This is a genomic window from Marinomonas sp. THO17, from assembly GCF_040436405.1.
GTDB lineage: Bacteria > Pseudomonadota > Gammaproteobacteria > Pseudomonadales > Marinomonadaceae > Marinomonas.
Window position 1 is genome coordinate 2,763,391 of record NZ_AP031575.1, and the last position, 26,109, is coordinate 2,789,499.

Annotated in this window: 29 protein-coding genes; 25 read left to right on the plus strand and 4 right to left on the minus strand. The window is 43.1% G+C overall.

The window, feature by feature from the left end; translation table 11 throughout:
• Positions 1 to 53: 53 nt before the first annotated feature.
• The 4 genes from ABXS85_RS13115 (at position 54) to ABXS85_RS13130 (ending at position 4,300) form a co-directional block, all read left to right on the plus strand.
• Complete coding sequence (locus ABXS85_RS13115) at positions 54 to 233, plus strand: DUF6435 family protein (protein WP_353666967.1); 180 nt, start codon at positions 54 to 56, stop codon at positions 231 to 233.
• A gap of 317 nt (positions 234 to 550) precedes the next feature.
• A complete protein-coding gene (locus ABXS85_RS13120) occupies positions 551 to 1,639 on the plus strand; it encodes a hypothetical protein (RefSeq protein ID WP_353666968.1) in 1,089 nt (362 codons plus the stop codon).
• Between the two features lie 47 nt (positions 1,640 to 1,686).
• On the plus strand, positions 1,687 to 2,145 hold the full coding sequence (locus ABXS85_RS13125; protein WP_353666969.1) for a polysaccharide biosynthesis/export family protein: 459 nt from the start codon (positions 1,687 to 1,689) through the stop codon (positions 2,143 to 2,145).
• 1 nt (position 2,146) lies between these two features.
• Complete coding sequence (locus ABXS85_RS13130; RefSeq protein ID WP_353666970.1) at positions 2,147 to 4,300, plus strand: polysaccharide biosynthesis tyrosine autokinase; 2,154 nt, start codon at positions 2,147 to 2,149, stop codon at positions 4,298 to 4,300.
• A 47-nt stretch (positions 4,301 to 4,347) separates the two neighbouring features.
• Here the strand turns inward: ABXS85_RS13130 and ABXS85_RS13135 are convergent, their stop codons facing one another.
• Positions 4,348 to 5,910, minus strand: coding sequence for a cation:proton antiporter family protein (locus ABXS85_RS13135; RefSeq protein WP_353666971.1), 1,563 nt, complete (start codon positions 5,908 to 5,910; stop codon positions 4,348 to 4,350).
• 298 nt (positions 5,911 to 6,208) lie between these two features.
• Between ABXS85_RS13135 and chvE the strand changes: the two genes are divergently transcribed.
• From chvE to ABXS85_RS13170, 7 genes are all read left to right on the plus strand, one after another.
• On the plus strand, positions 6,209 to 7,270 hold the full coding sequence (gene chvE / locus ABXS85_RS13140; protein ID WP_353666972.1) for a multiple monosaccharide ABC transporter substrate-binding protein: 1,062 nt from the start codon (positions 6,209 to 6,211) through the stop codon (positions 7,268 to 7,270).
• 83 nt (positions 7,271 to 7,353) lie between these two features.
• Positions 7,354 to 8,889 (plus strand): multiple monosaccharide ABC transporter ATP-binding protein, encoded by a 1,536-nt coding sequence (mmsA, locus tag ABXS85_RS13145; protein WP_353666973.1) that lies wholly within the window; start codon positions 7,354 to 7,356, stop codon positions 8,887 to 8,889.
• 14 nt (positions 8,890 to 8,903) lie between these two features.
• On the plus strand, positions 8,904 to 10,106 hold the full coding sequence (gene mmsB, locus ABXS85_RS13150; protein WP_353666974.1) for a multiple monosaccharide ABC transporter permease: 1,203 nt from the start codon (positions 8,904 to 8,906) through the stop codon (positions 10,104 to 10,106).
• A 14-nt stretch (positions 10,107 to 10,120) separates the two neighbouring features.
• Complete coding sequence (gene araD1 / locus ABXS85_RS13155) at positions 10,121 to 11,104, plus strand: AraD1 family protein (RefSeq protein ID WP_353666975.1); 984 nt, start codon at positions 10,121 to 10,123, stop codon at positions 11,102 to 11,104.
• On the plus strand, positions 11,101 to 11,871 hold the full coding sequence (locus tag ABXS85_RS13160; protein ID WP_353666976.1) for an SDR family oxidoreductase: 771 nt from the start codon (positions 11,101 to 11,103) through the stop codon (positions 11,869 to 11,871). The genes araD1 and ABXS85_RS13160 overlap by 4 nt, the downstream gene beginning before the upstream one ends.
• Positions 11,868 to 13,613 (plus strand): L-arabinonate dehydratase, encoded by a 1,746-nt coding sequence (gene araD / locus ABXS85_RS13165; RefSeq protein ID WP_353666977.1) that lies wholly within the window; start codon positions 11,868 to 11,870, stop codon positions 13,611 to 13,613. Before ABXS85_RS13160 ends, araD begins: the two co-directional genes overlap by 4 nt.
• Before the next feature lie 29 nt (positions 13,614 to 13,642).
• On the plus strand, positions 13,643 to 15,154 hold the full coding sequence (locus tag ABXS85_RS13170; RefSeq protein WP_353666978.1) for an aldehyde dehydrogenase (NADP(+)): 1,512 nt from the start codon (positions 13,643 to 13,645) through the stop codon (positions 15,152 to 15,154).
• Here the strand turns inward: ABXS85_RS13170 and ABXS85_RS13175 are convergent.
• Positions 15,151 to 16,089, minus strand: coding sequence for a LysR family transcriptional regulator (locus tag ABXS85_RS13175; protein ID WP_353666979.1), 939 nt, complete (start codon positions 16,087 to 16,089; stop codon positions 15,151 to 15,153). The two genes, ABXS85_RS13170 and ABXS85_RS13175, sit on opposite strands and share 4 nt — an antisense overlap.
• 135 nt (positions 16,090 to 16,224) lie before the next feature.
• Between ABXS85_RS13175 and ABXS85_RS13180 the strand changes: the two genes are divergently transcribed.
• From ABXS85_RS13180 to ABXS85_RS13245, 14 genes are all read left to right on the plus strand, one after another.
• Complete coding sequence (locus ABXS85_RS13180) at positions 16,225 to 17,463, plus strand: multidrug effflux MFS transporter (protein WP_353666980.1); 1,239 nt, start codon at positions 16,225 to 16,227, stop codon at positions 17,461 to 17,463.
• Between the two features lie 295 nt (positions 17,464 to 17,758).
• The gene (locus ABXS85_RS13185) at positions 17,759 to 19,117 is read left to right on the plus strand and encodes an amidohydrolase family protein (protein ID WP_353666981.1); all 1,359 of its coding nucleotides are present in this window, start codon (positions 17,759 to 17,761) and stop codon (positions 19,115 to 19,117) included.
• Between the two features lie 119 nt (positions 19,118 to 19,236).
• On the plus strand, positions 19,237 to 20,583 hold the full coding sequence (locus ABXS85_RS13190; RefSeq protein WP_353666982.1) for an MATE family efflux transporter: 1,347 nt from the start codon (positions 19,237 to 19,239) through the stop codon (positions 20,581 to 20,583).
• Between the two features lie 360 nt (positions 20,584 to 20,943).
• Positions 20,944 to 21,150 carry a hypothetical protein gene (locus ABXS85_RS13195; RefSeq protein WP_353666983.1) on the plus strand — a complete coding sequence of 69 codons (207 nt, stop codon included), beginning with the start codon at positions 20,944 to 20,946 and terminating at the stop codon, positions 21,148 to 21,150.
• A gap of 237 nt (positions 21,151 to 21,387) precedes the next feature.
• Complete coding sequence (locus ABXS85_RS13200; RefSeq protein ID WP_063333638.1) at positions 21,388 to 21,648, plus strand: RebB family R body protein; 261 nt, start codon at positions 21,388 to 21,390, stop codon at positions 21,646 to 21,648.
• A 47-nt stretch (positions 21,649 to 21,695) separates the two neighbouring features.
• Positions 21,696 to 21,956 carry a RebB family R body protein gene (locus ABXS85_RS13205; RefSeq protein WP_353666984.1) on the plus strand — a complete coding sequence of 87 codons (261 nt, stop codon included), beginning with the start codon at positions 21,696 to 21,698 and terminating at the stop codon, positions 21,954 to 21,956.
• A gap of 37 nt (positions 21,957 to 21,993) precedes the next feature.
• Positions 21,994 to 22,254 (plus strand): RebB family R body protein, encoded by a 261-nt coding sequence (locus ABXS85_RS13210; RefSeq protein WP_353666985.1) that lies wholly within the window; start codon positions 21,994 to 21,996, stop codon positions 22,252 to 22,254.
• An 82-nt stretch (positions 22,255 to 22,336) separates the two neighbouring features.
• Positions 22,337 to 22,621 carry a RebB family R body protein gene (locus tag ABXS85_RS13215; protein ID WP_353666986.1) on the plus strand — a complete coding sequence of 95 codons (285 nt, stop codon included), beginning with the start codon at positions 22,337 to 22,339 and terminating at the stop codon, positions 22,619 to 22,621.
• 81 nt (positions 22,622 to 22,702) lie between these two features.
• Positions 22,703 to 22,996, plus strand: a complete 294-nt coding sequence (locus ABXS85_RS13220) for a hypothetical protein (RefSeq protein WP_353666987.1) — start codon at positions 22,703 to 22,705, stop codon at positions 22,994 to 22,996.
• Between the two features lie 87 nt (positions 22,997 to 23,083).
• On the plus strand, positions 23,084 to 23,521 hold the full coding sequence (locus tag ABXS85_RS13225; RefSeq protein ID WP_353666988.1) for a RebB family R body protein: 438 nt from the start codon (positions 23,084 to 23,086) through the stop codon (positions 23,519 to 23,521).
• The gene (locus tag ABXS85_RS13230; protein ID WP_353666989.1) at positions 23,493 to 23,756 is read left to right on the plus strand and encodes a hypothetical protein; all 264 of its coding nucleotides are present in this window, start codon (positions 23,493 to 23,495) and stop codon (positions 23,754 to 23,756) included. The genes ABXS85_RS13225 and ABXS85_RS13230 overlap by 29 nt, the downstream gene beginning before the upstream one ends.
• An 8-nt stretch (positions 23,757 to 23,764) precedes the next feature.
• The gene (locus ABXS85_RS13235; protein ID WP_353666990.1) at positions 23,765 to 24,034 is read left to right on the plus strand and encodes a RebB family R body protein; all 270 of its coding nucleotides are present in this window, start codon (positions 23,765 to 23,767) and stop codon (positions 24,032 to 24,034) included.
• Positions 24,035 to 24,115: 81 nt separating this feature from the next.
• Positions 24,116 to 24,304, plus strand: a complete 189-nt coding sequence (locus ABXS85_RS13240; RefSeq protein WP_353666991.1) for a RebB family R body protein — start codon at positions 24,116 to 24,118, stop codon at positions 24,302 to 24,304.
• Between the two features lie 13 nt (positions 24,305 to 24,317).
• Entirely contained in the window at positions 24,318 to 24,587 is a 270-nt protein-coding gene (locus tag ABXS85_RS13245; RefSeq protein ID WP_353666992.1) for a hypothetical protein, read from the plus strand.
• Positions 24,588 to 24,664: 77 nt separating this feature from the next.
• Here ABXS85_RS13245 and ABXS85_RS13250 read toward each other — a convergent pair whose 3' ends face one another.
• Positions 24,665 to 25,204: an isochorismatase family protein gene (locus ABXS85_RS13250; RefSeq protein WP_353666993.1), complete on the minus strand. Its 540-nt coding sequence runs from the start codon at positions 25,202 to 25,204 to the stop codon at positions 24,665 to 24,667.
• 265 nt (positions 25,205 to 25,469) lie between these two features.
• Positions 25,470 to 26,063: a hypothetical protein gene (locus tag ABXS85_RS13255; RefSeq protein WP_353666994.1), complete on the minus strand. Its 594-nt coding sequence runs from the start codon at positions 26,061 to 26,063 to the stop codon at positions 25,470 to 25,472.
• Between the last annotated feature and the right edge of the window lie 46 nt (positions 26,064 to 26,109).

Below are 26,109 nucleotides of genomic sequence, written 5' to 3' on the forward strand. Positions count from 1 at the left end.
ACATCTAAACACGTCAGTTTTGCGTATAAGACTATTAATATAGGAGTAACCTAATGTTTAATTTCTTAAAAGCAAATCCACAGAAAAAGCTCACAAAAGAGTATGACTTATTGTTAGAAAAGGCCATGCAAGCCCAACGTAATGGTGATATTCGCTTATATGCCGAGTTAACGGCTGAAGCGGAAGTGATAAAGGCTCAGTTAGAAGAAATGGCGACCTTATTGACTAAGTAGCTTTTGAGAGTCAGAAAAGAACGAAATCAATAAAAAAGCCAGTCTGCAACAGACTGGCTTTTTTATTGATTTTAATTAATGAGTTACTTGTTTTGCAAGGAGGTTGTAAGAGTAAAGGCATTTATGCGTTAAGTAATAAAAGAAATATGGAAAATAAAATTAAAATGCAAATATAGTGTTTATTTTTGTAAAGATATTGTATCTTTTAGTATCTCGAGCAGTAATTTAGATAGGATTAAGTACTAACCATGATTCAAAAGCTGAAATGCTTGTGTTCAGTATTGTTGTGGATTTTTACGTCTACTTTAGTACAGGGCATGGAAGTGGAAGATTTAGGTTATCAATTAGGGGGAACACAGATCTCGGCTGGTTTGGCTGTAGGAGGGAGATCGTTCTCGTATCAGCCATCATATTCATATTATCAATCGAATATAGGGGTAGAGAGTACCCTGACAAGTGGTAGATATATATTACAAGGCAGTTATGACTTTAATGCATATCAACCTGAACAGAGACAGGATGAGATACAAGATCATCTAATGGCATTAAGTGCAGCATGGCGACCAATACCTTCCTCGACAATATTACTTGCTGTTGACTTAAAGGACGTAGAAGAAGAACGCGGTACTGGCTTAACAGCGGATCTTATTGATATCGATAACTCCCTGAGTTCATATCAACAACAAGGCGTGGATGTAAATTTCAGCTTCAATCGTATCGCGGAAAGGAGTCCTATTCTAACTGTTTCTTATAATAAAGACATTAAAGAATACGATCAAAAAACAGATTTAGCATTAAATGCAAACTTTGAAAATGAGTCTTTCGGTATTAGCTCTGGTTACCGATGGTCAGATAAAAAAATATTTTATTACTTTAGAAAAAGAAGAGAAATTTATCCAAACGCTTTAAGTAAGAATTCAACTAATTATACTTCTTCGTTAGGTTTTGCCTTTCCCTTGACTTTAATAACAGATTTTTCATTATCGTTTGGAAAAGAAAATAAGGAATTTGATAGGGAAGAAGAGGAAGAGCAAGAAACAACCTATTGGTCTGGAGAAATTAACTGGAAGCCATATGCAAATAATACCATCTCGATACAGAGTATTAATCAGCAAAATCCATTAACAAAAGAAAATCAAACACTCAATGAAGAAAATGAATTGTCAGTATTTTGGGAGTATAAAAGAAGTTCTATTCATAGTGTTTCAGTTGGTGTTTCAAATAAAAAATCTATTGTAGTTATAGATGGAAAGGAAAGTAATGAAGAGTCGATATCGATTAAAATCGATAATGATTATAAGGATTTTATTTTTTCCTTATTATATAAAAGAGAAGAAGATGTAAACTCAGAAAAATACTGGAGTCTTGGTCTATCTGTATCATATAGATTTTCGGGGGTTATATGAAAAACAGAATCTTGTTTTTAATATTATTTTTTTGGTCGTGTACTTCTGTGTCTCAAGATGCTTATATTTTGAAGGCAGGAGATACAATAAAAATACATGTTTTTAATGAAGAAGAATTAAGTTTAGAAACTAAGGTGGACTTATCTGGGACAATTAATTTTCCTTTTGTCGGGGAAGTTGAAATAGCAAATAAAACCAGTAAAGAAGTAGAAGAAATAATAAAATTAAAGCTCAAGGATGGATATCTAGTAAATCCTGAGGTGAATGTCTCTGTTTTGGAATATCGACCTTTTTATATTAATGGACAAGTCAAGAGTCCAGGTGGTTTTCCATATCGTCCTAATATGACAGTTTCCATGGGAATAGCCCTTGCCGGCGGACTGACCGACAGCGCATCTCGATCCGACTGGTTTATAAAAAGATCATCTGAAAAAAAAGAAAAGGTAACAGGTGAAAGTTATATTTACCCAGGTGATATATTAATTATAGAAAGAAGTTTTTTTTAATATGAAAAGTCAAGCTATACAAGATGATGAGATAGATTTATTGGAAGTTTTTTCGATTTTTTTGAATAAAAAACTATTTTTCATATTTGTCTTTTTAATATCAGTTATACTTTCTGTTTATGTTTTTTATACTTCGAAAGACACTTATACATCGGAAGTTAATATTCAAGTCAATCTAAATTATAAAGGTGCAGTTTCTATCCTTGATAATTTTTCTCTAGGCTCTAACACTTCAAATAGTTATGGTTCAGAAATTGAACTGATAAAATCGAGAAACTTGCTCTCTAATGTCGTAGATGTCATTGATTCAAATCTACTGGATGAATATGTCGAGAATGAAAAACCATATTATGTTAATGTTGCTTTGAATGAAATTAATGATTTTTTATCTAGTATTAAAAGCTATCTTCCTTTTTTTGATAGCGAGGAAAGTTATGTCGAAGAAAATTTGTTCGTCAATAAAAGACTTGAAGCCATTAAAAAATTACAAAGCATGCTCTCTGTATATTTTGAGACTGCTAGTAATTCTTTGAAAATCTCAATTACATCAAGTAAACCAGAGGTATCAAAAAATCTAGTGAATGCAATTGCCTCCGAGTATATGAAATATAAAGACAAAGAGGTTGCTATACGTAATAAAGAAACGATTTCTTGGCTTTCAGAAGAAATTGATAAGATTAAAAAGGATATTGTGAAATCTGAAAGTGAATTAAAAGAACTATCTGGAGATGAAGATTCTCCCGATATTGGTATCATGATGAATCTAAAAGAGGATGAATTGAATGATCTTTCGTCAAAAATAAATGATTTAGAAGAGAGTTTAGCGATAGAAAATATATATATTAGCAAGTTGGATGGAGTTGATGATCCTAATGTAATCTTAGAGTCTCCTCTTATTACTTCTAATTCGGAAATTGAAAGAACGAGAAATTCCATTTCTTCTGCAGAAGCTAGATTATTGGAAGCAAGTTTGAAGTACGGGTTCAAGCACCCTAGATATGTTGCTGCTAAAGAAAATCTTGATAATTTAATATCGCGCCTTTATCAACAAGTGCAAAATCAATTGTCAATTAAAAAATCAATTCATGAGGTTGAGAGAAAAAAACTGTCTTCTTTATATGATGATTTTGATCGGATTAAAGTTGAGTTAAACTCTCTTGGTCTGTCTGAAGACGCTTATATGGAGAAATTACGTGAAGTTGAAACTTATAGAAATTTGTATGATATAACCCTAAGACGACTTCAAGAGAGCCAAAGTGTCAGTAATATTAAAAATGAGGTGGCTAAGGTTCTGGACTATGCCTTATTGATAGATGTGGTGAATAATGATGTGCGATATAAAAAAGCTCTTCTTGTTGTCCTTCTAGGTTCTGTCCTAGGTGTGTTTATTAGTCTTTTGTTTGGAGTGTTAGATCAAAAAATTTATACCAAAAGAACACTTGAGCTACTTACCGGCATTCCTAACTTAATAAATTTGCCGAAAACCACTTTTAATAAGGGTAAAAATAATCATTTTAGATATTCTAAAAATAAAGCTTACATTGAATCCATCTATCGATTAAGAACTCAATTACGCAGTATACATAAAGATAAAAAGGTAATAACAATTGCTTCAGCTAAAGCGAGAGAGGGAAAGTCAACAGTCTCCTTACACTTGGCTAAGGCACTTTCAGAGTTAGAAAAAACACTAGTGATAGATATCGATTTTAGACGCCAATCAATTGCCAAATATTTAAATATACCGAGTAATCGCCCAGGTATATCTGACATCATTGCAAAAAAATCAAAAGTATCAGATGCCATAACGCAAAATCATGAAGAAGGATTCGATGTTATGGGAGCTGGTACCTATTTGGATAAACCAAATGATTTATTGTCTTCTCATATGATGGAGAAAATACTAGATTACTTGAAAGATTATTATGACAGAATCATCATTGAGACACCTCCCATTCAACTATTTTCAGATGCCGAAAGTGTTGCGAAATTTTCTGATGGATTGGTTTTTATCGTTAAATCTGGCAATACCAAAAAGAGAGATGTCGCTGAAACCATTGAACAGCTAAAAATGATTGAAGTTAACTTAATTGGCAGTATTTTAAATCAAGCGAAAATACCATCTCGCAGGAAAAGTTATATTAATTATGTTAAATAATCTGTCACTTATATTTGAAGTTTTTATCTGAAATTTAACGATTATTTTTATTGTATTAAGGCCAAGCTTTCTTCCGCAAAGCCTGTACCGGCTTCGGTATAAAAGTTGAAGACATTGTCTATGCCTGCTGAGAGTAATTCCTCTCGTTCATCTTGATAACGGGCAATGGCGGCAATTTGCCCTTGATAATTTGCCTTACGCAGCTGAATAGCAATGTTGGTGCTGTCTTCTGCAATGGGTAATGCCAACATGATGAGTTGGATGTTTGAAGTGTCCAAGCGTTCCCACAAATCAGCATCTTCACCATCGCCATAAAACACATTGTCATTATTGTCTTGCATTTTTTTAATGCGGTTGCGATCCGCATCCATGCCTGCGACGCCATTACCGACTAGGTTTTTCAAAGACTCAAAAGCACCTCGGCCAACTCGACCTAAACCGACGACTAAAATCCTCGCGTCTTGGGGCTGACTGAAAATATCTTCAGGTAAACAACCAGAGCTTTCATATCGACGAATGGTATCTTTGTTTGTTTGATACAGGCGGTGAGATTGCCGATATAGAATACTGGTGATCACAAAGGAGAAAGACACAGCGAGTGCTAAAATGACCAACCATTCTTTTGCTAACCAGCCGTTTGCCACGCTAAGGGAAACGACAATTAAACCAAATTCACTGTAGTTGGAGAGAATCAATGAAGACAAAAATGACGTTCGGGCGCGCAGCTTTAATTTGGTGAGTAGGCCAAAGAAGAGGGCAAATTTGATGAGCAGCACAAGCGTTATGATTAAGCTCATACCAATCATGGCCAAGTCAGGCAAGGCGGTAAAACCGATAGATAAGAAAAAGCCAATTAAAAACAAATCTTTGAAATTCATTAATGATTTATTCATTTCCGATGCTTTACCATGGGAAGCGAGCAAAATGCCAGCAATCAGAGCTCCTAAATCACCTTTTACACCGACTAAATCAAATAACTGATAGCCTCCTAATGCGAGGAACAAACCCGTTAGAGGTAGCATTTCCCCGTGTCCTGCTTGATCTAATATTTTATTTATTAATGGACGTACTAACAGCAGAGCAAATAAGCTAAGTGCCCAGATAGAAGGGATTTTTCCTGTTGCCGCCACTAGGAAAACCACAGCGACTATATCTTGCATGACCAGAATACCTAAGGCTAGCTGGCCATGGCGGGTTTTAAGCTCCCCGCTTTCTTCCAGTAATTTCATCACGCAGACGGTACTGGAGAAGCTTAAGCCAAAGCCAATTAAAGCGGCTGTTTTTAGATCCAGCGTGCCGAAGAAAGGTAAGCTTAATACGCCGATCAGCAAAGCTAAAGCAGAGAAGAGAATCGTCCATATTCCCATATGACTGAGCGTCGAGGCCCACACTTCACGTTTTAGTAGATCTTTTACATGCAGTTTTAGACCTATGCTGAATAGCATCAAGGTAATGCCGATATTGGCCAGCGACTCTAGTATGTTACTGGGTTGAATACCGAGATAATTGAGAAGGAAACCCGCGAACAGAAAGCCAATAAGAGGTGGAAGGTTGGCCAGTTTCACTGCTAGACCACATACGAACGCAAACAAAATCCAAATGAATTCCATACTTTCCTTATATTTACCTCTACTTAGACGAGCCGATGAAAGAGAAATTTAATCATACGAAATTTAACCTCTTCATGCAGCTTTGAAGCTGTCATCACAGCATAAAAATAATAAATTCACATAACAAAAATGATATGTCGATCATCATTATTTCTATTTGATTGGTATGTTAAATCTTCATACGCTCCTAGACAGGTTTTTAAAACCTGATTGGCTAGAAACAATAATCATAATAACTCTCACGGCCAAATAAAGCGCATATCCTAGTGTGCTTTTTTGGTCAGCAAAGGAGAAGCTAATGACATATATAAAGAATGCTTTAGTTGGCCTAGTAGTTGGGGGCGCAGTACTCAGTTCAATCAATACCATGGCAGCTAATGGGTACGTTGGCATTGCTATGCCAACAAAATCTTCCGCACGTTGGATTACCGATGGTGATTCAATGGTCACTCTGTTCAAAGATGCTGGCTATAAAGTCGATTTGCAATATGCAGAGGATGAGATACCAAATCAACTTGCACAAATTGAAAATATGATCGTAAAAGGCGTCGATGTTCTGGTCATTGCAGCCATTGACGGCACCACCTTATCGAATGCTCTGGAAAATGCGGATGCGGCGGGTATTAAGGTGATTTCTTATGACCGACTCATCAAAAACAGCCCCTATGTTAGTTATTACGCCACCTTTGACAATTTTAAAGTAGGTGTCTTGCAGGCCAAGTCCTTAGTAAATGGTCTTCAACAGCGTGGTGATGGTCCTTATAACATTGAATTGTTCGGTGGATCTCCGGATGACAACAATGCTTATTTTTTCTACAACGGTGCTATGTCGGTACTTCAACCTATGATTGATGCAGGTGATATAAAGGTTATATCAGGCCAAATGGGGATGGACAAAGTTGGTACGTTACGCTGGGATGGTGCAACGGCGCAAGCGCGCATGGATAACCTTTTGTCTGCACACTATACCGAAAAGCGTATTGATGGTGTGCTATCCCCTTACGATGGAATATCCATTGGTATTTTATCTTCACTTAAGGGAGTGGGATATGGTTCAGGGAACATGACCATGCCTATCGTAACTGGCCAAGATGCGGAGATACCTTCCATAAAATCCATCTTAGCGGATGAGCAATATTCCACTATTTTCAAAGACACACGTGAGTTAGCGAATGTCACAGTGAGTATGGTGCAAGCTGTATTGAACGATACTAAGCCAGAAATCAATGATACAACCACTTATGACAATGGTTACAAGGTGGTGCCTAGTTATTTGTTGGAGCCTGTGACGGTAGATAAATCCAATTGGCAAGAAGTGCTGTTAGGCAGCGGTTATTACAAGCGCTCGCAGATTGAATAATCTCTCAATTCCGATTAACCAAAAGAGTCGTGGACATATTTGCTTGTTGATGACGAGCAATGTGTTCGCGTATGGGACTGGCTATGGAAAATATCATTTTGGAAATGCGGGGGATTACCAAGACTTTTCCCGGAGTAAAAGCCCTAGATGCGGTGAACTTAAAAGTTCGGGAAGGTGAGATACACGCTTTAGTTGGAGAAAACGGGGCAGGAAAATCGACCCTCATGAAGGTGTTAAGCGGTGTGTATCCTTATGGCAGCTATGAAGGAGACATTGTTTTTCAAGGAAAAACAATGACATTTTCTGGCATCACTGACAGTGAGAAGGTGGGCATTATCATTATTCATCAGGAGCTCGCTTTGGTGCCGCTGTTATCCATTGCTGAAAACTTGTTTTTAGGCAATGAGAACGTTGAAAAAGGCATGATTAATTGGCCGAAAACGTACGCGCGAACACTAGAATTATTGGCCAAGGTTGGCTTGCAAGCATCGCCTTCCACCTTGTTAGGACAGTTAGGCGTTGGTAAGCAACAGTTAGTGGAAATTGCTAAGGCCTTAGCCAAAGACGTAAAGCTTTTGATCTTGGATGAGCCGACATCCGCTCTACAGGAAAATGACAGTGCGAAGTTGCTGGATTTATTACTGGAATTTAAATCAAAAGGCATGTCTTCCATTCTTATAACCCATAAATTAAACGAAATTAGCCAAGTTGCTGACAGTATTACCGTGTTACGTGATGGGACTTCGGTGTCCAGCTTGGATTGTCATACCCAAACGATCAGTGAAGAAGACATTATTCGCGATATGGTAGGGCGTGATATGGCCAATCGCTACCCGGAGAGAAAGCAGTCTTTAGACGCAGCGTTGGGTGAGGTTTTGATGTCGATTAAGCATTGGAATGTCTGGCATCCTGATGCTTTAGATCAGCAAATTATTCATGACATTCAACTGCATGTCAGAGCCGGTGAAATCGTTGGTATTGCGGGCTTAATGGGATCAGGTCGAACTGAGTTAGCGATGAGCTTATTTGGTCAAAGCTACGGAGCTAATCATCAAGGTGAAGTCTCAATACGTGGGCAAAAAGTGGATCTCTCCAATGTGCCAAAAGCCATAAAAAATGGCTTGGCTTATGTCACAGAAGATCGTAAGGATCTTGGGCTTATTCTGGAAGAAACCATTCAAATCAATACCACTTTAGCAAAGTTAAATCGCGTCTCTTCGTATGGCGTGATTGATGACAATGTTGAACGTCAGGTGGCGGAAGACTACCGCGAAAAGCTGAATATACGTACCCCAAGTGTGTATCAAAGTGTGGTCAATTTGTCTGGAGGTAATCAGCAAAAAGTGGTGTTGAGCAAGTGGCTGTATTCACAACCAGATGTGTTGATTTTAGATGAACCAACGCGGGGCATAGATGTTGGTGCAAAGTATGAAATTTACAACATCATGAATCAACTCGCTGAGCAAGGCAAAGGCGTCATTATGATCTCTTCAGAAATGCCTGAATTATTAGGTATGTGTGATCGTATTTATGTCATGAACGAAGGGCGAATGGTCGGTGAATTGAACCAGGCTGAAGCCAGCCAAGAGAAAATCATGTCGATGATAGTAAAAGCATAATAGGAGTAAAACAAATGGCGGACTCAAAAACAGCCACTTCTAGTCGTAACACAAGCTCTAGTGTTGGCCATTATTTGAAAACCCATGTGCGAGATTACGGCATGCTGATTGCGTTGGTCGTGATTATGGGGATGTTTCAATTTTTAACGGATGGCACCTTAATGCGTCCGGTGAACTTAACCAATTTATTCTTACAAAACAGCTACATCATTATCATGGCAATTGGCATGTTGTTAGTGATAGTGGCAGGCCATATTGATTTATCAGTCGGTTCTGTGGTGGGGTTTATTGGCGCACTGGCAGCGGTAATGTCAGTCAATTATGAGTTGCCAACCCTTGTTGTAGTGCCGGTTTGCTTACTGGTTGGGTTGGTCATTGGAGGATTACAAGGGTATTGGGTGGCCTATTGGAAAATTCCGGCTTTCATTGTCACTTTAGCCGGTATGTTAGTTTTTCGGGGACTGACCTTAGCTTTATTGGAAGGGCAATCCATTGGCCCATTTCCAAAAAGTTTCCAACTGCTCAGTACGGGCTTTATTCCTGATGTATTTGGTGTTCGCCGTCCAAATGTTACCGCTTTGGTGCTGGGCGTTTTAGCGGCAAGTGCTATTGTTCTGTTAGCGGCTCGACAACGGGCCCAATCATTAAAATATGGCATCCAGGATGAGCCATTTGCTTTCTTCATAGTGAAAAATGCCTTAATCGTCGTCGCTATTATTTATCTTTCCTATTTATTGAGTACCTACCGTGGTTTACCAAATGTACTGATTACCATGGCTGTTTTGATCGCCATCTATACCTTTATTACCAACAGAACGACCATTGGCAGACGAATTTACGCCCTAGGCGGTAATGTCAAAGCGGCAAAATTGTCCGGTATCAATACGGAGCGTTTGACCTTTTTAACCTTCGCTAATATGGGCATGTTGGCGGCCTTAGCGGGTCTTATTTTTGCGGCGCGTCTCAATACGGCGACGCCGAAAGCGGGTTTTGCTTTTGAGTTGGATGTCATCGCGGCGGTCTTTATTGGTGGTGCATCGATGACAGGTGGCGTGGGCAAAGTCATAGGTGCCGTGATCGGTGCCTTTATTATGGGGGTCATGAACAACGGTATGTCGATATTGGGGATTGGTATTGATTGGCAGCAAGTCATTAAAGGATTGGTGTTGCTGGCTGCTGTGGTGTTTGACGTCTACAACAAGCAAAAAGCTCGCTAGGGAGGGAAACCGTCATGATTTTTTTATCTCAACTGAAAGGCGGCGGCGTCATATGCCGTCATGGATCTTTAGGCGATGCTGGTAGCGCTCATCGGGTCAAACAGGCCAACAGTGTTTATGAGTTAGCGCAAGAAGCGGTGCGTAATAAGGCCTCTTTAGAAGAGGTCATTGAAAAACACGGATTGGCAGAATCGGTAGATTTATTAGAGCTATCGAAGCGCCATCAATTTGATTGCCCTGTGCGGCACCCTGACCCAGGGCACATGTATTTGACGGGAACAGGATTAACTCATTTAGGTTCGGCATCAACCCGAAACGCCATGCATGCTCAGAGTGAAGAACTGACTGACTCCATGAAGATTTTTCAAATGGGAGTTGAAGCAGGTAAACCCGCTTTAGGACAAGAGGGCGTGCAGCCAGAGTGGTTTTATAAGGGCAATGGCTTAGGTGTTGTGGCACCTGATGATGCCATCCCTTCTCCAGCGTTCGCTTTAGATGGTGGTGAAGAGCCAGAAATCGCGGGCTTTTATCTAATAGGCGAACAGGGTGAAGTGCATCGTTTAGGCTATACCTTGGCCAATGAATTCTCTGATCATGTTACCGAAAAGCAAAATTATTTGTATTTAGCCCATTCTAAACTGCGGCCAGCCGCATTTGGGCCAGAGCTGTTGGTGGGGGAACTGCCTACTCATATTCAGGGCAAATCGCGCATAGTGCGAGGTCAGCAAACCCTCTGGGAAAAATCGTTTTTATCTGGAGAAGACAATATGTCTCACAGTATAAACAATCTTGAACATCATCATTTCAAATACGCTATTTTTCGGCATCCGGGTGACTTGCATGTACATATGTTTGGTACAGCCACTTTGTCTTTTGCCGACGGTATTGGTACGCAAGAAGCGGATGTATTTGAAATTTCTTCTCCTAGCTTTGGCCTACCATTACGCAATGTTTTCACCATAGCTGCACCCTTGTCTACTGAGGTAAAGGCTTTATGAAACAGGCAGAGAGGGCGATTTATCCAGATTTACAGGGACGTGCTGTGTTTATTTCCGGCGGGGCTACGGGAATTGGGGCTGCTTTGGTCGAAGCCTTTGCAAAACAAGGAGCCAATACAGGGTTTGTGGACATAGACAGTCAAGCTGGTGATGCCTTGGCCAATCGTTTACAGCAAGCGGGGTGTCGTGTTGAATTTTACCACTGTGATATTACCGACATTAAAGGGTATCAAAGTACCATACGTTTAGCGGCGGAACACCTTGGTTCCATTGCGGTGTTAATTAACAATGCGGCAAATGATGTGCGGCATTCTCTGGCGTCACTGACGGAGCAGCGTTATGACGAATTGCTCGACGTTAATATCAAGCACGCTATGTTTGCAGCGCAAACGGTGGCGCCCATGATGAAAGAAATCGGCGGCGGTTCTATCATAAATTTTGGCTCGGTTGGCTGGATGATGGCGACAGGCGGTTACCCAACCTATGGTATGAGTAAAGCGGCGATGCATGGTTTGACGCGATCTTTAGCAAGGGATCTTGGCCAATATGGTATTCGGGTGAATACCTTGGTGCCGGGGTGGGTGATGACCGAAAAACAATTGCGCCTTTGGGTGGATGAGGCCGCGGAAGAAAAAATTAAACAAGGTCAGTGTTTGCCGAACAAAGTCATGCCAGAACACATAGCCAATATGGCATTGTTTTTGGCTTCTGACAGCGCCGTGATGTGTTCAGCGCAAAACTTTATCGTCGATGGAGGTTGGGTATGAGTCAGTTTGTACCGAAAAAATGGCCTCGAAAATTACGTTCTACAGAATGGTTTGGCGGTACTTCTCGTGACCATATTTATCATCGTAGTTGGATGAAAAACCAAGGCTTACCTGCGGATTTATTCGACGGTCGTCCAGTCATTGGTATTTGCAATACTTGGTCACAACTCACCCCTTGTAATGCCCACCTCAGAGAATTAGCAGATCGAGTCAAACACGGTATTTATGAAGCAGGTGGATTGCCACTGGAGTTCCCTGTGTTTTCCGTGGGAGAAAGCTCGCTGAGGCCGACAGCCATGATGTACCGTAATATGGCGGCGATGGACGTGGAGGAAGCCCTGCGCGCCAATCCATTAGATGGGGTGGTCTTGTTGGCGGGTTGTGATAAAACGACGCCGGCCTTATTGATGGGCGCTTGCAGTGTTGATATTCCTGCCATAGTGGTATCGGGTGGGCCAATGTTGAATGGCTATTTTAGAGGTGAACGGGTTGGCTCAGGCACCGCATTATGGCAAATGTCGGAAGACATCAAAGCGGGCAATATGACTCAGCAAGATTTTTTAGATGCAGAACAATCCATGTCTCGTTCTGCGGGTACCTGTAATACCATGGGCACCGCCAGTAGTATGGCCTCCATGGTTGAAGCCTTGGGTATGGCTTTATCTGGAAATGCGGCCATTCCTGCGGTAGACAGCCGACGGCGTGTCATGGCGCATTTGACTGGGCGGCGCATCGTGGACATGGTGAAAGAGGATCTGAAACCATCCGATATTTTAACTCGTCAGGCATTTGAAAACGCCATTCGGGTGAATGGTGCGATTGGCGGCTCGACCAATGCTGTCATTCATTTATTGGCAATTGCGGGTCGTGTTGGCGTGAATCTCACCTTAGATGATTGGGACAAACTAGGGCAAGATATTCCAACCATTGTGAATTTGATGCCCTCAGGTAAATACCTAATGGAAGAGTTTTTTTATGCAGGTGGTTTGCCTGTGGTGATTAAACAATTGGCCGAGGCAGAACAATTACATAAAGACGCATTAACCGTATCAGGCGAAGCCCTATGGGAAGACGTCAAAGCGGTACAAAATTGGAATCCCGAGGTCATTTTGCCGTTTGAAAAAGCTTTAACCCAGCAAGGTGGCATTGTCGTTCTAAAAGGGAACTTAGCCCCACAGGGGGCAGTGCTTAAACCCTCAGCGGCATCACCACATTTGTTGCAGCATAAGGGACGTGCCGTGGTATTTGAAGACATTGATGATTACAAAGCTAAGATCAATGACGACACCTTAGATATAGATGAAAACTGCATTATGGTGCTGAAAAACTGTGGCCCAAAAGGTTATCCCGGTATGGCGGAGGTTGGCAATATGGGCTTGCCACCTAAAGTTTTACGCAAAGGCATTAAAGACATGGTACGCATTTCAGATGCCAGAATGTCGGGTACTGCCTATGGCACTGTGGTCTTGCATACTACGCCAGAAGCCGCAGCAGGTGGGCCTTTAGCCATAGTACAAGATGGCGACATAATTGACTTAGATGTAAAGAATCGTCGTTTGAATTTGATGCTATCAGAGCAGGAAATAGAGACTCGGTTAGCACAATGGCAGAGTCATTTAGTGCCCCCAGAAAGTGGCTACAGCAAACTTTTCCATGACCATGTTCAAGGGGCGGATACAGGCGCGGATTTTGACTTTTTACAAGGATGCAGAGGCGCCCCTGTACCAAAAGACAGCCATTAGCATGGGTTATTATGATGAAAGGAGTAAATATGATCACGGGACAACATTTTATCGCAGGTCAATGGGTCTCAAGCACGACAAGCTTTTTATCATCGCCTGCGGAAGGCGACCCCCAGAAGTTTTATTGTGCTCAGACAGAAGATATGGAGGTCGCCGTAGCGGCAGCGGAGAAAGCTTTTGAAGTGTATGGGTATAGTAGTAGAAGCGCTAGGGCGAACTTTCTGAAGACCATCGCAGAGGAAATGGAAGCACGAATCAAAGACATAGTGGCCATAGGTACAAAAGAAACCGGACTTCCTGAAGCAAGATTACAGGGTGAGTGTGGCCGCACCACATCACAATTGCGTTTATTTGCTGAGCATATTTTAGAAGGCGATTATCTGGATCGTCGCATTGATGAGGCGTTGCCAGAGCGGCAGCCATTACCCAGACCAGAATTGCGCATGCTGCAACGGCCGCTCGGCCCAGTTGCAGTATTTGGTGCATCCAATTTCCCTTTGGCTTTTTCGACAGCGGGAGGGGATACCGCGGCGGCGTTGGCGGCGGGTTGTACTGTGGTGGTAAAAGGTCATCCTGCGCACCCGGCAACGGGAGAAATTGTCACCCAAGCGATTGCGGCAGCTGTTCGGCGCTGTGAGTTACCGGATGGGGTATTTTCCTTATTACAAGGAGATGAGGTTAAAGTAGGGCAAGCCCTTGTACAACATCCGCTTATCAGAGCAGTCGGATTTACCGGTGGTTTGGCAGGAGGAAGAGCCTTATTTGATTTGTGTGCTGCTCGTCCAGAACCCATTCCCTTTTTTGGTGAGTTGGGGTCAATAAATCCCGTGTTTATGATGCCTCAAGCACTAAAGCAGCGAGCACAATCCCTCGGCGAAGGGTGGGCCGCTTCCCTGACAATGGGGGTGGGACAGTTTTGTACCAATCCCGGTGTGGTGGTGATGCTGGATAATGACGACGCTCGTGTAATGATCCAAGCGGCACAAAATGCACTCACTAAGGTGCCTCAACAAACCATGCTCACGGCCAACATAGCGGCTACTTATCACAGTGGCACAAAGGCAGTCAGCGAGTTAGCGACACCCTATTTAGAAGCGCATCCGCTGGAAAGGCGTCAAGCATGGCCCGCTTTATTTTCCGTATCGGGACATATTTGGTTAACCACCCCTGAACTGCATGAAGAAGTGTTTGGTCCTCTTGGTATCTTGGTGTTGGTAGAGGATTTGGCACAAATGGAAGCGGTGGCACGTCAATTAAAGGGGCAACTAACCTGCACATTGCAAATGGATGAAGGTGATCATCGCCAGTGTCAAACACTCTTGTCTCTGTTGGAACGCAAAGCGGGTCGATTGTTAGTCAACGGTTTTCCAACGGGGGTGGAAGTGTGTGACAGCATGGTGCATGGCGGGCCTTATCCTGCGTCGACTAACTTCGGTGCAACCTCGGTTGGCACCTTATCTATTCGGCGTTTCTTACGACCTGTGTGTTATCAAAATGTGCCGCGTCATTTGCTTCCTATAGATTGCCAGCAAGAAGCCTAATTCGGTTTATGTTCCAACTCGGCGATGACCAAACGTTTAAGCTGATTGGCTAAGGGGGAAAGTTGGCGATCATGGATTTGTAATAAGTAATATGGGCTCATGACGATTTGGCGATCTAATTTAAGGGTTTGTAAGTCGGCTTGCACTTTTTGACCCACTAATAAATCGCTGACTTCACTGGCCATAGGAGCGATGGCATTGGATGACACCAAAATGGCGATCAAGGCCAATAAAGAAGTGCTGTTGGTAATACTACTTGGTAACTCGGCTTGTTCTTCCATAAACATGGCTTCTACGGCCTCGCGAATAGGAGCACGATGAGACTGCATGACCCATTCAAAGTGAGTTAGGTCTCGAACTCCAACTTTTTCTACATTGGCGAGGGGGTGTTGTTTGCGAACGACCAATTGTACGGTTTCAGTTCTGGCTGGATAAATGTTGAACATCTTGGCTTCATACTGCTGTGGAATGCGGGCCAGTACAAAGTCATTGTGTCCAGCAATAAGGTCCCGTACCAGACTGTCACTGGTGTCAACATTAATGTCTATTTCGGCTCTTGGTGCAATGGCTCTTAGTTGTTGAATCGCTGGGATTACAAAACCCACGGCAGCGCCAGTAACAGAGCCTATCGCCGTAGTGCCTCCGCCGCCGTCTTTTAACTCATCCACTTCTCTTGCGAGATCACGCAGTTCGACCAAGAGATTGTGTGCTCGTCGCGCGATGGCTTGGCCAATTAAAGTGGGTTCCATGCCTTTAGCGTGGCGGGTGAAGAGACGAGTGCCTATAATTTGTTCAATGTCATGTAGCATGCGAGATGCTGCGGGTTGAGTGATGGCCAATTCATCGGCGGCAATACCCAGTTGGCCGTATTCGCAAATGACCGAAATCAAACGTAGCTGGTTCAGCTTTAAGTGTTTGGCCAGACCGATATCCATAATGACCTCTTTTGTTATTCTTGTATTTTTATCATAAAGCAAGTTTGTTGAAAGCGTTACTAATGGCATTGCAAGAAATGACTTAATTGCTTAGTGTTGGCCGCGAAATAAAATCAAGTATCGATAAGGACGCTTATGTCGAGTGATGGTTCTGCTAACAAGCAACCAATAATTAAACGCCTTCCAGAACGAGAATTCATTATCTTGTTTGCCCTCATGATGTCGTTAACGGCACTGACGACAGATGCGATGTTGCCCGCGTTTGCTTTCATTGCAAAAGATTTAGCCATTGAAAATTACCAACATACCCAGTGGATTATCTCGGCCATGATTTTGGGCATGGTGTTCGGTGAAATTACCTTTGGGCCATTGTCAGATGCAATTGGCCGGAAAAAGAGTATCGGCATAGGGATTGGCATTTATCTTATTGGTACCTTGGTGGCGTTGCTTTCATCTTCGTTGGAAGTTTTGTTGGTGGGGCGTTTAATACAAGGCTTTGGTGTATCGGCTCCGAAAATCGCCTCTCGAGCCATGATACGTGACCTGTATAAGGGGGCGGCCATGGCGCGCATCATGTCTTTTATTATGATGATTTTTTTATTGGTGCCATTGCTGGCTCCCGCAATTGGTCAGTTGGTCATGCAGTTGGGTAATTGGCGTTGGATTTTTGCCATGTTGTTGGTGCAATCTTTAATTGCGCTGACTTGGTTGTATTGGCGGCAACCAGAAACCTTATCGATAGAGGCCCGTATCCCTCTACATTGGCGTAATTTACTTAGAGATGCAGGTAACATAATGAGCCATACGGATGTCATGGCTTTTACCTTAATGCTAGGCTGTATCTTTGCGAGCTTGATGCTTTATATCAGTACGGCGCAGTCTATTTTTCAAGACATTTATGAAGTAGGAGCAGATTTCCCTTTGTACTTTGCCATGATGGCAATTGGCTCCAGTGTGATGAATTTCTTTAACGCCAAAATCGTGTTGCGTGTTGGCATGAAAGCCTGTGTATTTTTTGCCTTAACCTTAATGGTTTGTCTGTCTTTTGTGTTGACTCTGTTGGTTTTATCCTATGATGGCGTGCCACCTTTTGTGTATTTCATGGGCATTTGTATGGCAATGTTTTCTTGTTTTGGCATGGTGTTTGGTAATGTGAATGCCATGGCGATGGAACCCCTAGGACGAACAGCGGGTTTAGGAGCATCGATGATCTCGTCTATATCGAGCTTGGTCGCCATTTTGTTGTCTGTATCGATTGGACAGTTTTATCATAATACTCTCACGCCCTTTGCGACGGGCTTCTTTCTCTTATCGATGGCAAGTGCTGGCTTAATGTTTTTGGCGATACGTTTTTCAGCTTCGCAAAAACCATGACTTGTATCAGGGCTGGCTACAGAGGCGTGTACTGACCCTTGCTTAGCCCTAGATCTTAATGCGTGACGTTATGTTGTTTTAGCTTGATAGTAATACGTCCAAATGATGTCTTGGCACCTAAATGTTTTGGCACCTAAATAGTGCGATGAAAGAGCGACGAATTAGCTTTTGATTTGTTAGGAAAAAGAGTGATTATTCTTTTATTTTCAATGGATTAGAAACATGGTAAGCAAAAGAACAGAAGCGACTCATGCTTCATGGCCCAGACATTGCTCTTTCCCTTATGGAGGGATTTATGACGCAGTATTTTATTCACCAAGCAGAAGCCGTATTCGGTTTTGAGCGGCCGGTGTCCATTCGTCTTAGGGACGGCATCATTGCCGACCTTGGCGAAGACTTAGCAGCAACTGACCAAGACATGGTCATCGATGCCAGTCAATGTGTTGTCTACCCGGGCTTTGTAAACACTCATCATCATTTAGCGCAAGCCATTTTAAAAGGGATTCCTGCTGGACTCAATCAGGGTTTAGGAGAATGGCTGGTGAGTGTGCCTTATCAATTTTGGCCACATATTACCCCTGATCTTATGTATATTGCCGCGAAATTAGGCTTGTATGAGCAACTTCGGTCCGGTGTGACTAGCTGCGCCGACCATCATTATTTATATCATGCGGCGACCACCCCTGAGTTAGAAGAGGCGGTATGGCAGGCAGCACAAGATCTTGGTGTACGCTTTGTACTTTGTCGTGGTGGAGCAACGGCACAGGGCAGTCATAAAGGCATGAAAGGCAGCACCATTCAACCTGAGTCGTTATCACTGGCTTTGACCCGCATGGAAAAGTCCTATCAGCAACATCACGATGATAGTGCGTTGAGTATGAAGCGTTTGGTGGTGGCACCTACTAGCTTAGTACACACCTCGCCCGCGGAGGATTTGAAAGCCTTTGCGCAGTGGGCCAAAGTGCGTGGCTTAAAACGTCATTCGCATTTATTGGAAGTAGGCTTTGATGAGCAAATAGCCCAGCAAAAATTTGCCATGCGGGCGATTGATTACGCAGCACATTGTGATTGGTTAGGCGATGATGTGTGGTTTGCGCATCTGGTCAAAGCGGATGAATATGCCATTCAACGTTTGGCACAAACCGGCACTGGCATTGCACATTGTCCAACGTCAAATTGTCGGCTTGGCAGTGGCATTGCGCCAGCCATTGCCATGGAGCAAGCGGGGATGAAGATTACATTGGGAGTAGATGGTTCAGCATCCAGTGAAAATGCATCCATGTTGCAAGAACTGAACTTGGCTTGGTTGTTACATCGTTCTCAAGCTGGGCCTGAGGCCACTAAAATAGAGCAGGTGATTCGCTGGGGAAGTGAAAATGGTGCCGACTTACTTGGTTTAAAAACAGGTCAATTAGCGCAAGGATACGCTGCGGATCTGGTTATTTACTCATTAGATTCTTTGCGCTATGCCGGTGTTCATAGTCGATTACAAGGGCCAGTTTTGTGCGCAGAGCCTGCTAAGATTGCCTACAGTTTTATCAATGGCAAGCTGGTGGTTGAGCAGGGTAAGGTGCTTGGCGTTGATGAAGCCAAATTGCAGCAAGAAGTGAATGAGGCTTGTGATGACTTGATTAGCAGAGCCATGACTCACTAAGTGTATTGGCATAGGGTGGTGCTTGTGCAGCGGAATGATTCCTTGATTGGACAAAATAGCGGCGACAGTTCTGCCAAATTGTCACAGAAAAAGCGTTATAATATGGCGTTCATTATTGTTTGAGTGCCGTTTCTCTTATGTCTGTCTCTTCCACTTCTTCTCTTGGTCGTGAACTTTTTAAAATGACTTGGCCAATGCTGTTTGGTGTTTTGTCTTTGATGAGCTTTCAGTTGGTCGACAGTGCCTTTATTGGTCAATTGGGGGTCTTACCTTTGGCGGTACAGGGTTTTACCTTGCCGATTCAAATGTTGGTTATTGGTTTGCAAGTGGGGCTTGGTATTGCCACCACAGCGATTATTTCACGAGCTTTAGGGGCGCAAAAAACACAATACGCCAAGCAATTAGGTGGCTTGGTATTGATGATTGGCAGCTTAGGGATAGCTGTATTTGGTGTGCTGATTTGGTTGGTACGTGATGCTATTTTATTGCTGTTAAGTGCGCCTGATTCGGTTTATGCCATGATAGATGACTATTGGCCGCATTGGTTATTAAGTGCTTGGATTGGCGCCTTACTGTATTTCTTCTACAGCATTTGTCGAGCCAATGGCAATACTATTTTGCCGGGCATCATGATGATAGTGACCAGTGTGTTAAATGCCTTATTGGATCCGCTGTTTATTTTCACTTTAGACATGGGATTGAACGGGGCAGCCATTGCTACCAGTGTGTCTTTTGGTTTGGGAGTGCTAGTGGTTGCTCCTAACGTGGCCAGTAAAAGATGGTTTTCATTTGATTGGCAAAGCTTACAACTAAGCAAAAGTATGGCGGATATCGCTCATATCATGGGGCCTGCTATGGTAAGTCAACTGCTTCCGCCGGTCTCTTCCATGTTGGCGACTAAATTAATTGCCAGTTTTGGGACGGCTGCGGTGGCTTCTTGGGCATTGGGTTCACGCTTTGAGTTTTTTGCCATTGTCTCGGTATTGGCCTTGACCATGTCCATGCCACCTATGGTTGGACGTTTGCTTGGCGCATATCGGATAGAGGATATTCGCACTGTGGTATCGATTGCTTGTCGTTATATTCTACTGTTCCAGTTGTGTGTGGCAGGGGTGACTTTTTTACTGGCTAAGCCCCTAGCGGGTCTTATGACCAGTGAACAAGAAGTGACCAGTATTTTGACTTGGCATTTATTGATCGTGCCCGTCAGCTTGGGGGCTTTAGGTATCTGTATGCTGATGGTGTCTGTGTGTAATGCGCTCGGTAAATCCTATACGGCTCTGACTATTTCGGCCTTACGCTTGTTTGCTTTCTTCTTGCCTTGTTTGTGGATCGGCTCAGAGCTGGCTGGCATCAAGGGAATTTTTATCGGTGTCTTGGTTGGTAACCTTTTAGCTGGGTTGTGTGCGTGGCGCATGTATCAGAAAGCCTTGCGAGAAGTGGCTGCGGCACAGGCCGAAGCTTAAGCTTATGTGGCAAGAGAGTGTCACACTCTCTCCATACTTGTTTTAGAGAGTTCACTCTCATCATCTCAATCTTCCCTCTCTTTTATTTTCATATCTCTCTTTTATTTTCATATTTATTCCCACACTGGGTTTTTCAATGCTGCTGATTGATCGAAAACACCGCATGAAAAATGTCTTTTACGGGGAATAAAAGTGTTCCTCTTTTTAGTATCAAGCCTTCTCTAGTTAGCTTTTTTTAGCATTGAAAATTCCGGGAAATTACATGAGAAACAACGCATTGTCGGTGTATTCGCCCCAGTTTTTGAAAAATAGGCTAGCTAGACTGAATGAGTATTAGGTTTTGAAAAAGAGGACATCTCGATGCCAGTTGATATCGAAAAACTGTTAACCCAATGGTCACCTATTAGTTCACGTGACATGTATTTGAATATGGTGGCGGATTCATTAGCAAAAGCGTCACAAAATGCTGCCCATACCCAGCAACAAATACAAACCATAACAGTGACCAATACCGCATTGGGTTCTGGGTTGATTTATGCGATTGCAGCTCAAGGCTCGAAGTCATAATAGCCGAAAAGATGAGCGTCACTTTATGAAGGAGTCTTCTACCCAATAATGTGGCCCAAGGTGTCTATGCTGCTAGCGAACCGCTTTGATTATTGAGCGATTAATAAAGGTATGAGACATCAACTGACTCATGATGAGGGGTGCTGTGATTTAGGTATCAATCATCATATTGAGGAGAGCTAATCGCTAATTAGCTTGTAGTAATACTATTTAAACTAACGGAAAAGGAGTAATACCATGCCAGTAAATGAACAAGTCACAGATTCAGTCACTCAGGTCAACACCAAAGTGGTCGGTGAAACACCGGCTATGGCGATGGGTAACCTACTGATGTCTACCAGCCAAGCCTTGAGTAATGCGGCACATAATGCCACAGCGGCTCAACAACAAGCACAAATCACTATGCAAGCGGCCACAGTTCAAGGTGTGAATTCACTGATGGCGATCGGTTCTGCAGTGATTGGTCGTGGTGCTGAGGGCATTATCGAGAAAGGCTAAATCTCGCTAAGACTATAGAAGATTAGAAAGAAGAAAGGAGTGAAACCATGCCAGTAAATGAGCAAATAACCGACTCGGTCACTCAGGTGAATACCAAAGTAGTGGGTGAAACGCCAGCTATGGCAATGGGAAATTTATTGTTGTCTACCAGCCAAGCCTTAGGGACAGCAGCTCACAATGCAACAGCGGCTCAGCAACAAGCTCAGATCACTATGCAAGCGGCCACCGTCCAAGGAGTCAATTCGCTTACGGCCATTGGCTCAGCGGTATTGGGACGAGGTGCAGAAGGCATTATTGAAAAAGGCTAGTACTGAGATAACGTAATTCAATATAAGGAACAAAATCATGCCAGTAAATGAACAAGTCACGGACTCAGTTACACAGGTCAATACCAAAGTGGTCGGTGAAACACCGGCCATGGCGATGGGCAATATGTTGATGTCAACCAGTCAAGCGTTAGGGACATCGGCGCACAATAGTACGGGAGCACAACAACAGGCGCAAATTACTATGCAAGCGGCAACGGTGCAAGGCGTCAATTCTCTCATGTCGATAGGTTCATCGGTGATTGGCCGAAGTGCGGAAGGCATTATTGAACCCGGTTAACGGGTAAATCTGAAAGAGGATGTGACAGCGCATTTTCTTTCACCATTTGTAAGCAAGTAAACCTAAAAGAAGGAATAAAATTATGCCAGTAAATGAACAAATTACCGATTCAGTGACACAAGTAAATACCAAGGTAGTGGGTGAAACGCCGGCCATGGCGATGGGCAATATGTTGATGTCCACCAGTCAGGCATTAGGCACGGCAGCTCATAACGGCACCAGTGCACAACAACAGGCGCAAATCACCATGCAAGCGGCAACGGTACAAGGTGTGAACTCCTTGATGTCGATTGGTAGTTCCGTTATCGGCCGCAGTGCCGAAAGCATTATCGAGCCAGATGCTGCACCTGAAGCAGAAGCCTCCTAAGGTTTGTCTATATAACGCAACAAGACAACACCCTGGTCAGTGATTTACTGGACAGGGCGTTCTTTAATTAAGGAGAAGACGATGAAAAGTGTGAGTACCCCTCCAGATCCGGATACCTCCGCATTTCATGCGGCGACCCAATCGGTGGCTCAATCTACTGCCATGGCGTTGGCGGATGCGACGGATAACTTAAGGAACTTAAATACCTTGAGCACCACAGCCATTGGTACAGCATTAAGTCAGTTATTGGAAACCGGCGACAGCAAATACCTTGAGGTGATTGAACAGGCACAAAAGATCGTTGTGAATGGCACAGAAAACTTTGGCGCTGTGGGTGAAAAAATAGCGACGGTACTTTATGAAAGTTCGCCATAAGAGACCCTTTATCCCCAAGTAACAATAACAGCAAGATTAACCTTTTATCCATAAATACATAGTGGCTTAAATGGCTAAGGAGTGAAGATGGAACCTCAGGATATACGCTATGAAAATGAGTTTGAGCAAGAAGTTCCCGCAAAAGCGGTTCAGGAGTTCAACACATTACAGACTTTTTCCGTTCAGCCTACCAGTTTGTTGGAAACCACGCTAACAGATACATTGGGATTATCAATGCACAATGCGGTGACCAACCAGCAACAATCACAAATGACCACAGCGGCATCCATTACCAATGCGTGTGCACGCTTATTAAAGACGCATTCAGTGGTTGCTAAGCCAAAGCCAAAAGCAGAAGAGAAAGCATCAGCCAATGAAGATCATACTAAAGAGGCAAGTGCAGCAGCCCAGGATACTTCTCCCCCTGAGGATCCGCCAGCAAAGAAAAAAGCCTTGAATGTAAAAGGTTTTTTAAAGGCTAAGAAAGGAGCAGAAGATGAACAAACTCAGCCAAATGAACTTTGATTTGGATGCCCAGCTTAAACAAATTGATACCTTTACTAAGCAACAACATCTCGAAGTGGAGAATCTGATCTCCAGCACACAGGAAAAACTGTCTAAAGCCGAGTCAGAGAGCGCGGTAAACAAGGTGGAAAAAGAAGTCAGTCAAATACTCAGCACCATTGAGTCCAAACTGGATGAAGAAATGACTAATATCAATCAGCAGCTACAAACCTTGCTGCCAGCAGAGAAAAAATAGAGGTTATTATGGCCAAGAAAGTGAATGAACAAATTACCGATTCGTTGACGCAAACCAACACTCAAGTGTTAGCGTCGACTCCAGCAAGCGCCATGGGTAACCTATACACGGCAATGGGACTGGCTATGTCGAATCTGAGTAACAATGCTTCCAGTGCTCAGCAACAGGCGTCGATCGGCATGCAAGCGGCTACCGTACAAGGGGTGAACGCCATGACCGGCATTGGTGCTGCCGTACTGAGTCGTGCATCCGAAGGCGTTGTCGAAAAAGACAGTTGAGCTGTCTACATACAAAAAGTCCTTTAGAAACAAAGTAGGCTTTTTATGGATGCATAGCAGCCATCTAACAGGGGAAGAAGCATGAGTGACGCGAACTCACAAGATTTGCAGCAAGTGAATCAGGTCATTGGTCAACTTACTGAATCCGCCATGTCGGACACCATGGGATTGCAGATGCAAAATGCCGTGACCATTCAGCAAGGTATGCAAACCATTAGTAATGCAGCGACCTCTACCGCTTGTGCTCTTATTCTTAAAAAAGGCGGCTAATAAGTGACATATCATGGCCAACGACAGTGCAACGGACAAGGCCAAACAATCGGTGGCGCAATCTACGGCCATCGCAGTACAGGATGCTGCGGATAATCTGCGTAATTTAAATACCATCAGTACAACGGCCATTGGTGTGGCGTTATCTGAATTATTGGCCACGGGTGATCCGAAATACATTGATGTGATAGAGCAAGCGCAAAAAGTCATGTCCAAAGGGACAGAGAATTTTGCCGAGCTTGGGGCCAAAGCAGCGGAAGTGGCAAAGAAATTTAGTGAATGATTTTTACTATTCAGTAGCGCTTAACGCTTTAGGTTTGATTCTGTGCAATAAAGCCGATTGCTGATCGCATCTTTCTTTTACTTAGTTAATTTGAGAATGTCTTTAAATTCAGGTGCTGTACTGTCAGCGACTAATTCATACAAACACATCTCCAAACTGCTGGTGGACGCGCCGTTGGCGAGTAGCTTGGTAATGGCCAGTTCTTTATTAAATAAAGATCGAGAAGAAACACAGTCAACCACCACTTCCACCTTGTAACCTAATTCAAGTAGTTGCATGGCGGTTTGGTACACGCAAATGTGAGTCTCAATACCACATATTAGCCAATTTTCGACCCCTGTTTGTTCGAGAGCGGCCACAAATTCTGCCGCACCGACCGCACTAAAGGTGTGTTTTTTAATGGGGATTTGAGATGCCATTAAATTGGCAATTTGGGCTTGGGTAGAGCCGATTTTATCGGGAGTTTGTTCTAACCACAGAATGGGTAAATTCAACAGCTGAGCACCTTGAATTAACTTGGCAGTTTGATCCATGAGAGCATCACTGTCATAGACAATGTCTGCCAGCTTGCCTTGGATATCAACAAGGATTAACCCTGTGTTTTTTCTGCAGAGCATCTTCTTTCCTACTTATTATTCTGATGATGATTTATCAAGTATGCGATCATAAGTGCTTAGGTCAATCATTATCTTTTGAGGGGCGGAGATTAAGGTTTTACAACTTATGTTGTATTTATTGGCTGAAAGCCAAGCTTTTGCAAAAGAAAATTCAGTCTTATCTCTTTGCTTTTAGGTTAGTGCCCCACCATTCATGTAGGGCATAAAACCGTTTTGCTGATATTTTTACAGGGTCTGTTTTTGATTGATACATATGGCATGGGTATTAAAAAGCGGCCAATAAAAACCTTTCAGTTCCACCTTTTTTCATCTGACACAGACGTGATATTTGACCGCTACCAGTTAGGCCGCTGTCCAGTACGTAAGCGCATTGGTGATGGTTGTCCAAGGGTTGGAAATGTTGCATGTCTTCGCCACTAAAGCGTCCCCATAAACCAATGAAAAGCAAGATGTTGTCGTTAGGTAAAACGGAACGTAATGCCTTGATGCGCTTAACGTCTTCATAGAGTTTATTGCGTTCTTTCGTGCTCTCTAACTCCTCTTGGTGGAGGGTATGAAATTCAAACCAAGATGTTGTGTCAGAAGTGACGAGTTTTAAGTCGGCTTTCGATGCGGCTCTTTTTTCACAAGGAGCCACTTGTTGGCTCTTTAGGTTGTATTTGTAATACTCTTCTGCCTGCTGATAGGAGCAGGCGTATTGGCATTCCTGGCCGTTAAAAATGCGACTGAGTGGCAAACTCAGTTCGAGAGTCATCCAGTAACGGCTCAATGCTTTGCTTTGTGGTAAAGCCATGATTTGGTTAGCCTGATCAAAATTATACTGCGCCGCGATTTGGGCAAGTAAGCTGTGTTGTATCATTGCGTGTCTCCAGACTCATTACATTAGGCTAACAAACTAAGCTTTG

Coding starts and splice junctions, on each gene's coding strand:
- ABXS85_RS13130 (WP_353666970.1), top strand. CDS start 2,147: ATGAAAAGTCAAGCTATACAAGATGATGAGATAGATTTATTGGAAGTT.
- araD (WP_353666977.1), top strand. CDS start 11,868: ATGAGTCAGTTTGTACCGAAAAAATGGCCTCGAAAATTACGTTCTACA.
- ABXS85_RS13250 (WP_353666993.1), bottom strand. CDS start 25,204: ATGCTCTGCAGAAAAAACACAGGGTTAATCCTTGTTGATATCCAAGGC.
- ABXS85_RS13175 (WP_353666979.1), bottom strand. CDS start 16,089: ATGGATATCGGTCTGGCCAAACACTTAAAGCTGAACCAGCTACGTTTG.
- ABXS85_RS13185 (WP_353666981.1), top strand. CDS start 17,759: ATGACGCAGTATTTTATTCACCAAGCAGAAGCCGTATTCGGTTTTGAG.
- ABXS85_RS13210 (WP_353666985.1), top strand. CDS start 21,994: ATGCCAGTAAATGAACAAGTCACGGACTCAGTTACACAGGTCAATACC.
- ABXS85_RS13195 (WP_353666983.1), top strand. CDS start 20,944: ATGCCAGTTGATATCGAAAAACTGTTAACCCAATGGTCACCTATTAGT.
- ABXS85_RS13220 (WP_353666987.1), top strand. CDS start 22,703: ATGAAAAGTGTGAGTACCCCTCCAGATCCGGATACCTCCGCATTTCAT.
- ABXS85_RS13170 (WP_353666978.1), top strand. CDS start 13,643: ATGATCACGGGACAACATTTTATCGCAGGTCAATGGGTCTCAAGCACG.
- ABXS85_RS13180 (WP_353666980.1), top strand. CDS start 16,225: ATGTCGAGTGATGGTTCTGCTAACAAGCAACCAATAATTAAACGCCTT.
- mmsB (WP_353666974.1), top strand. CDS start 8,904: ATGGCGGACTCAAAAACAGCCACTTCTAGTCGTAACACAAGCTCTAGT.
- ABXS85_RS13235 (WP_353666990.1), top strand. CDS start 23,765: ATGGCCAAGAAAGTGAATGAACAAATTACCGATTCGTTGACGCAAACC.
- ABXS85_RS13115 (WP_353666967.1), top strand. CDS start 54: ATGTTTAATTTCTTAAAAGCAAATCCACAGAAAAAGCTCACAAAAGAG.
- mmsA (WP_353666973.1), top strand. CDS start 7,354: ATGGAAAATATCATTTTGGAAATGCGGGGGATTACCAAGACTTTTCCC.
- ABXS85_RS13120 (WP_353666968.1), top strand. CDS start 551: ATGGAAGTGGAAGATTTAGGTTATCAATTAGGGGGAACACAGATCTCG.
- ABXS85_RS13135 (WP_353666971.1), bottom strand. CDS start 5,910: ATGGAATTCATTTGGATTTTGTTTGCGTTCGTATGTGGTCTAGCAGTG.
- ABXS85_RS13255 (WP_353666994.1), bottom strand. CDS start 26,063: ATGATACAACACAGCTTACTTGCCCAAATCGCGGCGCAGTATAATTTT.
- araD1 (WP_353666975.1), top strand. CDS start 10,121: ATGATTTTTTTATCTCAACTGAAAGGCGGCGGCGTCATATGCCGTCAT.
- chvE (WP_353666972.1), top strand. CDS start 6,209: ATGACATATATAAAGAATGCTTTAGTTGGCCTAGTAGTTGGGGGCGCA.
- ABXS85_RS13245 (WP_353666992.1), top strand. CDS start 24,318: ATGGCCAACGACAGTGCAACGGACAAGGCCAAACAATCGGTGGCGCAA.
- ABXS85_RS13230 (WP_353666989.1), top strand. CDS start 23,493: ATGAACAAACTCAGCCAAATGAACTTTGATTTGGATGCCCAGCTTAAA.
- ABXS85_RS13200 (WP_063333638.1), top strand. CDS start 21,388: ATGCCAGTAAATGAACAAGTCACAGATTCAGTCACTCAGGTCAACACC.
- ABXS85_RS13225 (WP_353666988.1), top strand. CDS start 23,084: ATGGAACCTCAGGATATACGCTATGAAAATGAGTTTGAGCAAGAAGTT.
- ABXS85_RS13205 (WP_353666984.1), top strand. CDS start 21,696: ATGCCAGTAAATGAGCAAATAACCGACTCGGTCACTCAGGTGAATACC.
- ABXS85_RS13215 (WP_353666986.1), top strand. CDS start 22,337: ATGCCAGTAAATGAACAAATTACCGATTCAGTGACACAAGTAAATACC.
- ABXS85_RS13160 (WP_353666976.1), top strand. CDS start 11,101: ATGAAACAGGCAGAGAGGGCGATTTATCCAGATTTACAGGGACGTGCT.
- ABXS85_RS13240 (WP_353666991.1), top strand. CDS start 24,116: ATGAGTGACGCGAACTCACAAGATTTGCAGCAAGTGAATCAGGTCATT.